Source organism: Tractidigestivibacter sp., from assembly GCF_050946515.1.
Lineage (GTDB): Bacteria > Actinomycetota > Coriobacteriia > Coriobacteriales > Atopobiaceae > Tractidigestivibacter.
This window is the reverse complement of the sequence record NZ_JBMNUX010000018.1, coordinates 19,507-32,451: the sequence shown is the minus strand read 5'-3', so window position 1 is coordinate 32,451 and position 12,945 is coordinate 19,507. Positions and strand designations below refer to the sequence as shown.

At 62.4% G+C, this 12,945-nt stretch carries 10 protein-coding genes; 8 read left to right on the top strand and 2 right to left on the bottom strand.

The features are described from left to right. Window positions 1-6: 6 nt before the first annotated feature. A complete protein-coding gene (locus ACOYJL_RS09575) occupies window positions 7-945 on the bottom strand; it encodes an ATP-binding cassette domain-containing protein (RefSeq protein ID WP_433570006.1) in 939 nt (312 codons plus the stop codon). 471 nt (window positions 946-1,416) lie between these two features. Here ACOYJL_RS09575 and ACOYJL_RS09570 point away from each other — a divergent pair, with 471 nt between their 5' ends. The 4 genes from ACOYJL_RS09570 to xerD all read left to right on the top strand — a co-directional run bounded on the left by ACOYJL_RS09570 (window position 1,417) and on the right by xerD (window position 5,998). Beyond that, window positions 1,417-2,550: a sensor histidine kinase gene (locus ACOYJL_RS09570; RefSeq protein ID WP_433570005.1), complete on the top strand. Its 1,134-nt coding sequence runs from the start codon at window positions 1,417-1,419 to the stop codon at window positions 2,548-2,550. Beyond that, window positions 2,547-3,185 carry a response regulator gene (locus tag ACOYJL_RS09565; protein ID WP_433570004.1) on the top strand — a complete coding sequence of 213 codons (639 nt, stop codon included), beginning with the start codon at window positions 2,547-2,549 and terminating at the stop codon, window positions 3,183-3,185. The genes ACOYJL_RS09570 and ACOYJL_RS09565 overlap by 4 nt, the downstream gene beginning before the upstream one ends. Window positions 3,186-3,386: 201 nt before the next feature. Continuing rightward, window positions 3,387-5,036: a CTP synthase gene (locus tag ACOYJL_RS09560; RefSeq protein WP_433570003.1), complete on the top strand. Its 1,650-nt coding sequence runs from the start codon at window positions 3,387-3,389 to the stop codon at window positions 5,034-5,036. A gap of 62 nt (window positions 5,037-5,098) precedes the next feature. Continuing rightward, a complete protein-coding gene (gene xerD / locus ACOYJL_RS09555) occupies window positions 5,099-5,998 on the top strand; it encodes a site-specific tyrosine recombinase XerD (protein WP_433570002.1) in 900 nt (299 codons plus the stop codon). A gap of 171 nt (window positions 5,999-6,169) precedes the next feature. Here xerD and ACOYJL_RS09550 read toward each other — a convergent pair whose 3' ends face one another. Then, a complete protein-coding gene (locus tag ACOYJL_RS09550; protein ID WP_433570001.1) occupies window positions 6,170-7,018 on the bottom strand; it encodes an aldo/keto reductase in 849 nt (282 codons plus the stop codon). 1,957 nt (window positions 7,019-8,975) lie between these two features. Here ACOYJL_RS09550 and ACOYJL_RS09545 point away from each other — a divergent pair. The 4 genes from ACOYJL_RS09545 to ACOYJL_RS09530 all read left to right on the top strand — a co-directional run bounded on the left by ACOYJL_RS09545 (window position 8,976) and on the right by ACOYJL_RS09530 (window position 12,944). Next, window positions 8,976-9,407 (top strand): division/cell wall cluster transcriptional repressor MraZ, encoded by a 432-nt coding sequence (locus ACOYJL_RS09545; protein WP_433570000.1) that lies wholly within the window; start codon window positions 8,976-8,978, stop codon window positions 9,405-9,407. Window positions 9,408-9,418: 11 nt separating this feature from the next. Next, window positions 9,419-10,420: a 16S rRNA (cytosine(1402)-N(4))-methyltransferase RsmH gene (gene rsmH / locus ACOYJL_RS09540; protein WP_433569999.1), complete on the top strand. Its 1,002-nt coding sequence runs from the start codon at window positions 9,419-9,421 to the stop codon at window positions 10,418-10,420. A gap of 108 nt (window positions 10,421-10,528) precedes the next feature. Next, complete coding sequence (ftsL, locus tag ACOYJL_RS09535; RefSeq protein WP_433569998.1) at window positions 10,529-11,113, top strand: cell division protein FtsL; 585 nt, start codon at window positions 10,529-10,531, stop codon at window positions 11,111-11,113. 52 nt (window positions 11,114-11,165) lie between these two features. After that, on the top strand, window positions 11,166-12,944 hold the full coding sequence (locus ACOYJL_RS09530; protein ID WP_433569997.1) for a peptidoglycan D,D-transpeptidase FtsI family protein: 1,779 nt from the start codon (window positions 11,166-11,168) through the stop codon (window positions 12,942-12,944). The last annotated feature ends 1 nt before the right edge of the window (window position 12,945 follow it).

The window sequence follows — 12,945 nt, the reverse complement described above, 5'->3', positions numbered from 1 at the left end:
CCTCACCTAGTCCCTGAGCTCGCGACCGGTGATCTCGAGAAAGACGTCGTTTAAGGTCGGAGGCTCGCAGGTGATGCGACCGTACGCGACGCCCGCGTCCGTGAGCGCGCTCACGACGTCCACGAGGTTGTGCTCGGCGGTCTCGCAGGAGCACATGAGCTCGCCGTCCGCCCAGCTGGCGGTCAGCACATGCGGCAGCGCGCGCACCTTCTCAAGCACGTCTTCGGCGAGCGGGTCGCACTCGACGGTGATCTTCTCGCCGGTGCCAATCGAGCGGCGCAGCTCGTCGGGGGTGCCCATGGCAAGAGAGCGGCCGTGGTCCATGATCATGACGCGGGTGCAGATCTGCTCGATCTCCTCCATGTAGTGGCTCGTGTAGACGATGGTGGAGCCGGCGTGGTTGAGCTCGACGATGCCCGAGAGGATCGACGCGCGGCTCTGCGGGTCCACGGCCACGGTGGGCTCGTCGAAGAAGATGAGCTCTGGCTTGTGGGCGATGCCGCAGGCTATGTTGAGGCGCCGCCTGAGACCTCCGGAGAGCTTCTTGGGGCGGAACTTCTCAAACTTCTCGAGCCCCACGAACTCGATGGCCTCGTCTACGAGCGCGCGGCGGCGCTTTGTGTCGCTTACGTAGAGCGAGCAGAAGTAGTCGATGTTCTCGCGGGCGGTGAGCTCACTAAAGAGGGCCACCTCCTGCGGCACGATGCCGACGCGGCGCTTGAGCTCGTAGCTGTCGGCCGTCATGGGCTCGCCGAAGAGCTTGATGTCTCCGCGGTCGTAGGTCAAGAGCTGCAGGATGCAGTTGATGGCCGTGGTCTTGCCCGAGCCGTTGGGGCCGAGAAGCCCGAAGATCTCGCCTTGCGCGATGTGGAGGTCCAGGTGGTCAAGGGCCACCAGCTCTCCGTAGCGCTTCACCAGCCCGTCCACTGAGATGATGTCTGCCATAGTCGATTCCTTCCCATCGTGTTGTCTGTAGCGTATGCCCGGGGCGGGCTGGAGGGGAGTGTGCGGCGTCACCTCGTACCTCTATGCAGCCATGACATTTGTCACGAGTTTGCGGGGCTGGCTTGGGGCGTCCTACGGGCAACCTGTGCCGGGAGGGCTTGGCTTACAGCTTGCGGGAGGCGGCAGAGCAAGTATTTCTTGGGTGCTGTTGCATTTGATCAACTTATGTATAGATTTCTTCGCGGTGATGCTCCGAAGCCGTGCACTAAGCGAGCAATACGCCTGTTGTCTGGCTTCTTCAGGTGGTCTAGGACGTCTTGCGCCCAGAAAAATCCATACATAACTTGCTCAACTGCAACTCTGCGCTGGGAAAGTTGCGTTCCGGTGCCTTTCGGCTCGTCGAAAGGGCTTCGATGCGCGGTCGCTGCCTCGCGAATCTTGCGCCCGTCCCGTCACGCTACAATTTCAATCATGGAAAGACTCATCGACAAGGTCATCGTGCTGCTCTGCTGCCTGCCGGCGCTCGCGCTCGTGTCGGTTGACGTGGGGATGGTAGTGTCGTTTCTCGTTGCCGTGGGCTTCTCTGCCCTCGTGGAGGTCTTTGGGCTGGGCGAGCAGCACCGCGCTTCTCGCGTCGCATGCGACATCTTGCCCCTAGCGTACTGTGCCCTTGCCTGTCTGTTTCCGCAGGGGATCGCATTTCTTCCCCTCGCCACCTACGATCTTGCCCGTTCGTCGCGAGGACCTGCCGTCTGCTGCGTTGTGGCCGTGCCGCTTGTCCTTGCCGCCGCGCGTGGCGTTCCGGCTGTCGAGCTCGCCTCGGCGCTGCTCACCTCTGCGGCCTTCGCCATGCTCTCGCTGCGCACGGGTCATGTGATTGGTCAGCGCGAGAAGAACCTCCGCGACCGAGACGAGCTCAGCGCGCGCTCGCAGAAGCTTGAGGAGCGGATGAGCGACCTGCAGGATCGCCAGGAGTACGACGCACGACTCGCCACCCTGACCGAGCGCGCCCGCATCGCGCGGGACATCCACGACAATGTGGGGCACCTTATCACGCGTGCCATTGTGCAGGTGGAGGCCTACAAGGTGGTGCATGCAAATGACTCACGGGTAGAAGGCGAGTTCTCAAACGTGGCGGACACGCTGCACGAGGCGCTCGACACGCTTCGGACGAGCGTCCACGGCATGGCGGACGACGCGTGCGACCTCTCCGTGCAGCTTCGTCACGTTGCCGAAGAGGCATGCGCTGGCACGGGCCTCTCGCTCACCTGCCAGATTGCGGCGGGCGAGGCGAGCCCTGCCGTCGTGGCGTGCCTGCTCGCCGTCACGCGCGAGGCCATCTCTAACACGCTGCGCCACGCGGAAGGCGCCACGAGCGTGCGCGTCGAGCTCGTAGAGCATCCCGGCTTCTGGCGGCTATCCGTCGCCGACAACGGAAAGACGCCGGCGCCTGGCCAAGACGGCGGGCGCGCGGGCGGCATGGGGCTGCAGTCGATGGAGGAGCGCGTGCGCGCGCTTGGCGGCACGCTGAGCGCGGACTTCTCGCCTACTGCCGGTGGCTTTGTGGTGTATGCGAGCATCCCGAGGAAGGGGAACGACCGATGAGAGTCATTATCGTGGACGACGACGCCGTGGTTGTGAGCTCGCTTGCCATCGTGCTGGGCGCGCAGCCGGATATCGAGGTCGTGGGGCAGGGCACGGATGGCTCCGACGCCGTGCGGCTGTGGCCCGAGGTCTCTCCCGACGTGGCGCTCATGGACATCCAGATGCCCGGCATGAGCGGGCTTGACGCGGCCGAGCAGATCCTTGCGTCTGACCCTGCGGCGCGCATCGTCTTCCTCACGACGTTTTCCGACGACGAGTACATCGTGCGAGCGCTGCGCCTCGGCGCGCGCGGCTACCTCATCAAGCAGGACGTGGCGACGATTGCGCCGGCGCTGCGCTCGGTGATGCGCGGGCAATCGGTGATGGAGGGAGAGGTGCTCGAGCGGGCGGTGTCGCTGCGCGGGCGCACGGAGCGCGAGGAGCCCGACCTTGCGAGCATGTTCCCGCAGCTCACGGACCGCGAGCGCGAGGTCGTGCGCCTGGTGGCGGACGGCCTTGACAACCACGAGGTGGCCGAGGCCGCCTACATGGGCGAGGGCACCGTGCGCAACCACATCAGCGACATCCTTGCCAAGCTGGGCCTCAAGAACCGCACGCAGATTGCGGTGGCGTACTGGCGCGCGCTCGCGAGGTAGCACGGGTCGCGCCGATGGGGGTCGCGCCGATGGGGGTCGCGCCGATGGGGGTCGCGCCGCCTGCCGCCCTTCTTGCCGCGCCATTTCTAGACACCCGACAAACAACTTGTGTCCACTCGGTGAGCGGAGCCCCGCGCCCCTTCGTCTCGCGCTAGTATTAAGACCCGTAGAAAAGACAACCTCTTACGGGAAGGCCCCCACATGACAAAGCATATTTTTGTGACCGGCGGCGTCGTATCCTCTCTCGGCAAGGGAATTACGGCGGCTTCGCTTGGTCGCTTGCTCAAGGCTCGCGGCTACAAGGTCATGATGCAGAAGGCAGACCCCTACCTCAACGTTGACCCTGGCACCATGAGCCCCTTCCAGCATGGCGAGGTCTTTGTGACCGAAGACGGCAAGGAGACCGACCTCGACCTTGGCCATTACGAGCGCTTCATCGACGAGAACCTTACCCGCGAGTCCAACTTTACGACCGGCCTCATCTACCAGTCGCTGATCCAGCGCGAGCGCGCCGGAGACTTCTTGGGCGGCACCGTGCAGGTCATCCCGCATGTCACCAACGAGATCAAGAACCGCTTCCTGCGCATTGAGGAGCAGACCCAGGCGGACGTCGTGATTACCGAGCTTGGCGGAACCATCGGCGACATCGAGGGCCAGCCGTTCGTGGAGGCCATGCGCCAGTTCCGCAAGGAGAAGGGCCACGGCAACACGCTCGTCATCCATGTGAGCCTGGTTCCCTACATTGCCGCAGCTCACGAGGTCAAGACCAAGCCGACGCAGCATTCCGTGAAGGAGCTGCGCTCCATGGGCATCCAGCCCGACCTTATCGTGTGCCGCTCCGACCACGAGGTCGAGGCGCCCATCCGCGCCAAGATCGCCCACTTCTGCGACGTCGACGAGGATTGCGTGTTCGAGAACTCCGACTGCCCGTCCATCTACGACGTGCCTATGCACCTTGCAGAGCAGGGCTTTGACGAGATCGTCTGCAAGAAGCTCGGCCTAGACCCGCGCGAGCGCGACATGACCGACTGGAACAACTTTACGCGCTCCCTTCACGCCGCGAACGAGCTGCCCGAGAAGACCAAGATCTCCGTCGTGGGCAAGTACACGCAGCTTCCGGACGCCTATCTCTCCGTCATCGAGGCGCTGCACCACTCCGGCGTCTTCTACAACCGTCACGTCGATATCAAGCTGGTCGACGGCGAGACGATCACCGAGGAGACGGTGAACGACATTCTCGACGGCTCCGACGGCATTCTGGTTCCTGGCGGCTTCGGGCTGCGCGGCACCGAGGGCAAGATTCTCTCCGCGCGCTATGCTCGCGAGAACAAGATTCCGTATCTGGGCGTCTGCCTTGGCCTGCAGATGGCGGTATGCGAGTTTGCCCGAGACGTCGCCGGCCTTCCTGGCGCCATGTCCAGCGAGTTTGAGCCCGAGTGCAACTATCCCGTGATCGACCTCATGCCCGACCAGGAGGACGTCACCGACAAGGGCGGCACCATGCGTCTGGGCGCTTACCCCTGCAAGGTCGTTCCCGGCACGCTTGCGGCCGAGGCCTATGGCGAGGAGCTCATCTACGAGCGCCATCGTCACCGCTATGAGGTCAACAACGCATTCCGCAAGCAGCTCACCGACGCCGGCATGGTCATCTCGGGCCTCTCGCCCGACAACCGCCTGGTCGAGATGATCGAGCTTCCCGAGTCGATGCACCCGTGGTTCGTCGCATCTCAGGCGCACCCCGAGTTCAAGAGCCGCCCGACCAAGCCCGCGCCGCTGTTCCGCGAGTTCGTGCGCGCGAGCATCGGCCACCATGAGGGCGTCGACCGCCACGAGGTAAACCCGACCGACTAGCGTCAGGCGCATCGGGCGGCAGCTGTTGCCGGCAACACGCCGGCTGAATGGATCGAGCCGTTATGGATTTGTCGCAGGCGCTTCAGGAGTATCTGGACTATCTGAGCGTCGAACGAAATTGCTCTGCGAATACGGTCGCGGCCTATGGTCGCGACCTTTCGCGTTATCTGGCCGACCTCGCCGACCAGGGCGTGACCCAGCCCGAAGAGGTGACGCGCCAGATGATCGAGGCCCACGAGGCCGCGTTGGAAGACGTGGGGCTTGCCCCGGCGTCCGTCGAGCGCGCGGTCTCTGCGATAAAGGGCTTCCATCGGTTCATGGTCGCGGATGAGATTTGCCAAAACTTTCCGACCGCAGACCTGCCGCTGCCTTCAAAGCCTCAGCGCCTTCCTGACGTGATATCAATTGAGCAAGCAAGCGCCCTGCTCGACCAGCCTTGGCCCCAGACGGCGGCCGGCCAGCGGGACCGCGCGATGCTCGAGGTGCTCTATGGCTGCGGCGTTCGCGTCTCGGAGCTCTGTGGGCTCGACCTTCGCGACGTCGCGCTAGACGAGGAGGTCATCCGCGTTTTTGGCAAGGGGTCGAAGGAGCGGGTCATTCCCATCTTAGGCACTGCCGCCGAGGCCCTTGGATCATATCTGGGGAGCTGGCGAGGCCTTCTGGTGGGACGCACTCCCACGCAAGCGGTGTTTTTGAACCAGCGCGGGGGGCGCATTTCTCGCCAGTCGGTCCACAAGATTGTCGAGCGAGCAGGGCGCATGGCTGGGATTGAGGGGCTGCACCCCCACACGTTGCGTCACAGCTTCGCGACGCACATGCTTGAGGGCGGCGCCGACCTGCGCGTTGTGCAGGAGCTTTTGGGCCACGCCAACATTGCGACGACGCAGCTCTACACGCACGTGGACCGCACTCACGTGAGGTCGGTGTATCTGGCGGCGCATCCGCGAGCGCACGTTTCGTAGGGAAGGCGGCCGCTGTCGCTGCGGCCGCCTTCACGTACTTCTCTCTGCTATGCCGCCTGGGCACCATCTTTGGATTTTGCCGCTCCTGGAGGCAAATGCTTTCCAAAGTTGGCGCCCAGGCGCCTGGGGGCTACGCTTGCGTGCGAGGGCCCCTGCCCCGTTCGCTTTGGGCTAGTGCTGCTGGCTGTAATCGTTGTGCGCGAGCACGAACGCAGGAGCCTCGTCGGGGACTTTGTAGTAGGGCTGCTGGGGGATTGCGTTGATGCGAGCCATCTCGTCGTCGGTCAGCTCGAAGTCAAAGATGTCCAGGTTGTCGCGCATGTGGGCGGGGTTGTTGGTCTTCGGGAAGACGACGTTTTGCTCCTGCACGTGCCAGCGCAGGATGATCTGCGCCGTTGACTTGCCGTACTTCTCGGCAAGCTCGGTGAAGACGGGCATCTGGAGAAGCGCCTTGTCGCCATGGCCGAGCGGGTACCAGCCCTCGAAGACGACGCCCTTGGGTGCCAGCCACTCCTTCATTGCGTGCTGGTTGTTGCGGGGATTGATCTCGATCTGGAGCACCTGCGGCGTGATGTCCGCCACATCAAGTATTTGCTGCATCTTGGCGCGGTTGAAGTTGGAAAGGCCAATCGAGCGAAGCTTGCCGGCAGCCTTCGCGCGCTCCATTCCCTTCCAGGCCTCGGTGTAGGCGCCGTAGGGCTGGTGGAGAAGGAGCAGGTCAAGGTAGTCAAGCCCAAGGCGCTCGAGCGTGGCGTCAATCTCGGAGTCGATTACGTCCGCGCCGTAGCTCTGGGGGAAGAGCTTCGAGGTGACGAAGAACTCCTCGCGCGGGATGCCGGACTCGCGGATTGCCTTGCCGACCGCGACCTCATTGAAGTAGGCGTTCGCCGTGTCGATGTGACGGTAGCCGGCGGCGATGGCCTCGGGCAGGTGCTCGGCGACCTCGGCAGAAGACATCAGGAATGTGCCGTAGCCGAGGGCTGGGATGCTGTTGCCGTCGTTCATTTTGTAGCTGATCATGTTTTTCCTCCTGTTGGGGACGCTTCTTCGTCTTTCTGTCTCCAATTCTGGTTCAGCGGATGAGCAAAGTACAATGCACATCTCTGCTTTTCGCTATGCACCCGCTGCATACTGAGACGCCGCGCATTCGTCAGTGCGCCGTGGCGTTCCGGTGCCCCCGCGCCCTACGCGCCCTACGCGACCGCTGCCAAGTTCTGCGACTTCTGATGCTCGTCGCTGCCAACTTATGCGACTTCTGATGCCCGTCATGCCAACTTGCGCGACCTCTGATGCCCGTCATGCCAACTTGCGCGACCTCTGATGCTGCAAAAGTCGCGCAACCTGGCAGCGGTCCGTCGTGTGGGGCTGCAAAAGAATTGATATGGCCTGTCGTGTGGCGAAGCCCTTCTTGCCCAGTCCTCCTATCAGCAGCTTCCTTAGGCTAGGCTCCATAGTGCTGGCTGCGGCAAAGGGCGCTGGGCGATTCTTGCATTGCGAGGGGCTTCTCGCCCCGAAGCAGACTCTCGGCGGAATGGCCTCCACAATACCGCAGGCAGAGAATTGGCATGTGGCGCGTAGCATTCTGGGAGAGACCATACGATAGAGTGATGCCTTGCCGCTGCTCGGGCAGTCTCTCGCGGCTAAATGCCTGGCCAGCATGGCTCCTAAGATTCCAAGCTTTTCAGGCAGAGACCTGCGAAGGCGGGAACTGACTTACGAGACGGCCGAGGGGGGGGAGTCGCCAACGATGAGCAGGCTTTCGTTGATAAGGATGAGGCAATCTCTGCTTTGTGGGGCAAGCCTCCACCGCCAGGAAGAAGGGAAGCGCGCCTGAGGTGGCTCGCGCCCTTGCAGTCCGTATTGTGCGGGATGGTCGCGTCGCCTGCATGCGACGCGGCTAAATGTACCTGCATACGTAATAAGACGCGCGCCAATCGCCACGGCAGGGAGGTCACAGGCAAAGAAGGCAAACCTAAGGAGGGCGGGAAGCGCCTGCCTCCGCTGCGTACCCGAGAAGTGCGCCCGCCTCACTTGCCAAGTTGCGCGACCTCTGATGCACGCGTGCAAACGTGTGGGACCGTCGAAAGAATGCCGCTGCCCATTGTGCGGGGCGCAATTATCAAATAGCTCGTCTACCTGCCATCTCGTCGTTTCTCAAACCCTATCGTGTGGGGTTGTCGCGGTGCTTGCGTCTGGCGTTTCTATTGTGTGGGGCTTTTGGCTCGCTCGATGAGCGCCTGGCTAGAAAGGCTTTGAGAAACCGCAGGTAGAAAAATGGCACAGCGAGGATGGCATTCAGGACGGTCCCACACTATAGAGCCGGCAGCCGAGACGAATCGCGCGACCACACACGACACGACTTCCGACCTGCGAAAACGTTGCGGACTTCCACACTATTGAGCAAGCCAATTCGGCGCCGGTCCCACACGATGGCAAAGGGCGTCCCGCGTGCCAACTTCTGCGACTTCTGATGCTCGTCGCTGCCAACTTATGCGACTTCTGATGCCGCTTCTGCCACTTTGCGCGACTTCTGATGCCGCTCCTGCCAGGTTCTGCGACTTCTGATGTCGCAAAAGTCGCGCAACCTGGCAGCGGTCCGTTGTGTGGGGCTGCAACCTCCGTCGCGTGGGCGCCGGGGGCTGCAGCCCCGTCGCGTGGGGGCGGTGGATCTTGGCGCGCCGATGTGTGGAACTTTCGCGACGTCGGCAGGCGGCATCTCAACACAGCTCCGACACACATCTCCCACCGCCTCCCACCTCAAAGCAGGCTAGGGGAGGGGCCACCGCTTGTGAGCCAAACATCTGTTCTCGCAACATCTTGTATTCAAACAACATACAGGTAGCAGCCAGTGTTAAACCTTCCCGTTCGGGGGAGAAAAGTGGGTGGAAGTGTTGAGAAGTGGGGCAGAAATCCCTATAGTTAGTTTCACGCAACGTGGGGGCATGCCCCGCAACCGCGACACCGAAAGGAGGGTGAGATGTACCTGACCGACCACTACAACCGCACACTTGACGCCAAGTCTCGTCTCACCCTCCCTGCGGATTTTCGCAAGCAGTTCGATGATCGCGTTTGCCTGGTTCCCTTCCACGGAGCGCTGTGCGGCTTTACCCCCGAGGGCCATCAGAAGTGGGTCATGAGCTTCTTCCCCAACGGGTTCAACCCCATGGACCGCGAGCAGGACCAAACCCGCCGCAAGCTCTCGGCGCTCACGACCACCGTGGACATCGACTCCGCCGGCCGCATCGCCATGAGCAAGGTCTCTGAGGCCATTCGCAAGAAGTTTGGCCTGGGGAAGGACCTCGAGATCGTGGGGAACGTGGACCACTTCGAGATCTTCTCGGCCGAGAAGTGGGCAGAGCTCCAGTCCAGCTACCTGGATGAGGACCTCGACTCGCTCCTGTTCGACTAGGGGGTGGAATCTTGACAAGCGAATATCGGCACATTCCCGTGATGCTCGACGAGACCCTCGCCGAGCTCGACCCAAAGCCGGGCGAAGTCGTCTGCGACTGCACCTTGGGCGGGGCCGGGCATTCGGTGGAGCTTGCCAAAAGGATTGCCCCCGACGGGCTCTCCATTGGCATCGACCAGGACGACATGGCGCTATCCGCCGCTGCCGCCCGCTTTGACAAGGAGGTCCCCAACGCGGAGTTTCTTCCGTTGAAGGGCAACTTCCGCGACCTGGACGCGTTGCTTCTGAAGGCGGCCGTTCCCGGAGTGGATTGCTTCCTCTTTGACCTTGGCGTCTCGTCGCCGCAGCTCGACATCCCCGAGAGGGGCTTCTCGTACAACGAGGATGCCCCGCTTGACATGCGGATGGATCCGGGGAAAGACACCCCAACCGCAGCAGAGGTCATTAACACCTACAACGAAGCCGACCTCTCCCGGATCATTCGCGTCTACGGAGACGAGAAGTTCGCGTCTCGCATCGCCCACCAGATCGTCGAGACCCGCAAGAAGGCGCCCATCGAGACAACGTTTCAGCTGGTCGACGCCATCAAGCGAGCAATACCCGCGGCGGCTCGCCGCCACGGCGGCCATCCGGCGCGCAAGACCTTCCAGGCCCTGCGCATCGAAGTGAACCACGAGCTCGACGCACTGGAGGAGGGGCTTCGCGCGGCAGTCCGCTGGGCGAACACGGGCGGCAGGATCTGCGTCATCTCCTACCACTCGCTCGAGGACAGGATCGTGAAGCACGTCTTCTCAGACCTCTCCCAAGGGTGCATATGCCCGCCGGACCTTCCGGTGTGCGTATGCGGGCACGTGCCGATAGTCGAGGTCAGGACCAAAAAACCGCTCGTCGCGGACGAGGCAGAGGTCAAGGCCAACCCGCGAGCACGGAGCGCGCTCATGCGCGTGGCGGTCAAGTTGGACGTCACGAGCGCGCCAACAGAGGTGCACCCGGTCGCAAGACCGTATGCATAGCACGGCAAACGCAGCATCACGAAACAAAAACGCAGCTTAAACGCACCACCAACGCACCACACACGCAAGACCGTCATTGAAACACGAGCAGGGGACGCAGGTAACAACATGAGGTATCAAGGCTCAGAGGCACTGAACGAGGCCGGTCTCGAGAGAAGACGCGCCAATCGCGCGACAGAGCTCGAGCCCGAGCAGAGCCCGTCGTTCTCTGTCGTCCCCGGCGGCGGTCTGGACGCCAGGGCTCGCGCGGGCGTCAGCCAGCAGTTCCTCCTTAACATCAAGCGCTTTGCCGTTTGCTTTGCCGTCTTTATCTCGCTGTGCTTCGGCCGCGTGTATCTGTCGACCGCGACGGTCACTGCGCTGAAGAACAACGCCACGCTGAAGGAGCAGATCACTGACGTTCAGGCAGATAATGACAACCTGCAAGTTGAGCGCTCTGTGCTCTCCTCGTCCAGCCGAATCAACACTATCGCAACCCAGAACTACGGCATGGTCCTGTCCACGGATCGCGAGGTCATCGACCTGAGCTCGACCGACGCCACCACCGACGCCACCACCTACGCCACCACCGACACCACTGCCGATTCCACCGACACAACGGCTACCGACACAGCTACGACTGACGACTCGACGACTAATGGGGATGCTGCGCAGGCTTCTGATGCCAGCCAATCGTCGTCCTCCGAAGCGTAGACTTCTATCTGTGATTTACGACAGGGGACAGAGCCGTCCAAGTAGGCGGAGTATGCCTGAGGCCTCGTACGACGAGGCCTCTCGTGCACGTTGGCGCACTCGTACGTCCATTCCGGGCGGTTCGGGCCCGGGCGGCGGCGAGCGTGGGCCGCGCATGATCCTTATCTGCATGCTCGTGGTCTTTGCGTGCGTTGCCGCACGCCTCGTCTATCTGCAGGTGATTGACGCCAGCGAGCTTTCCGCTGCCGCCCAGGAAAACCGTACCAACGTGGTGACGCTTCACGCAAAGCGCGGCACCATCTACGACCGCAACGGCAACGTGCTTGCCATGAGCGTCGACTGCGAGACTATCTACTGCAACCCCCAGGCGGTCTCCAATCCCTCCGCGATTGCCGAGATCTTGGCCGACGAGCTTGGCGGGGAGGTCTCGGACTACACGTCAACGCTCACGAGCGACACCACCTTTGCCTACATTGAGAAGCAGGTGGACACTGACATCGCTGACGAGATCGAGCAGCGCCTTGATGACGAAGACTTGGAGGGCGTCTACTTCCTGGACGACACCAAGCGCGTCTATCCCTATGGAGACGTGGGCGGCCAGGTGCTGGGCGTCGTGGGCTCGGAGGGCAGTGGCATCACTGGCCTTGAGTATTACTACGACGACGTTCTCTCCGGCACTGACGGGCAGATGACCATCGAGACCGGCGCCACGGGCACCCCCATTGCCGGCGGCGTCTCTGAGATACAAGAGGCCCAGGACGGCGAGGACATCGTCATCTCAATCGACATCTCGATCCAGCAAAAGGCCGAGGAGGTCATCCCCGAGGCGGCCGAGACCTACAACGCGGACTCCGGCTCGGTCGTGGTCATGAACCCCAAGACCGGAGAGATCTATGCCATGTGCTCTACTCCGCTGGCCAAGATCACAGACCTCTCTAACACCAGCTCCGAGTCGCTTCAGCTCAAGCCGGTCACCTCGTCGTACGAGCCTGGGTCCATGTTCAAGGTGATTACCGTCTCCATAGGAGTCGAGCTGGGGCTCTTTGATGCTGACACCGTCTATAACGTGCCGGCGGCGCTGCTTGTCGGCGACGACTACGTAACCGACGACGACGGTCGCGACTACGACATGGACATGACGGTGCGCGAGATCCTGCGAAGATCTTCCAACCCAGGAGCCGCGCTCTTGGGACAGGAGGTCATCGGCGCCGAACGGTTCTCTGAAGGCGTCGCGAAGTTTGGCATCGGCCAGCTGACGGGCATCGACTATCCCGGCGAATCCACTGGCATTGTCAAGAGCCTGGACGAATACGACGGCTCGACCTGCGGACAGATGTCGTTTGGCCAGGGGCTTGCCGTCCCGATGATACAGATTGTGCGTGCATTTGCCGCTGTGGCCAACGATGGCATCCCCAATACGCCACACTTCTTGATTTCGAAGGGAGGCGAAGAGGTCGACTGGCCTTCGGGTGACAGGATCATCTCGAAGGAGACGGCCGACGAGGTCACCGACATGATGCGCACGGTTATGACCGAGGGCACTGGCCAGAACGGCCAGGTTGACGGCTACGACATCGCTGGCAAGACCGGCACGGGCGAGCAGGCAAGCGAGGAAGGCGGCTACGCCGAGAACAAGTACGTCTCGTCGCTCTGCGGCTTTGCGAATGCCGACGACCCCTCGGTCCTTGTCTACGTCGGCCTTAACGGCACCCCGCACCTTGCGCTTTCGTCCGCTGCGCCGACCTTCAAAGAGATTATGACGGAGGCGGTCAGCGACCTAGGGATTGCTCCGTCCACCTCATCAACGTCTTCAACGTCTACGTCTGAATAGG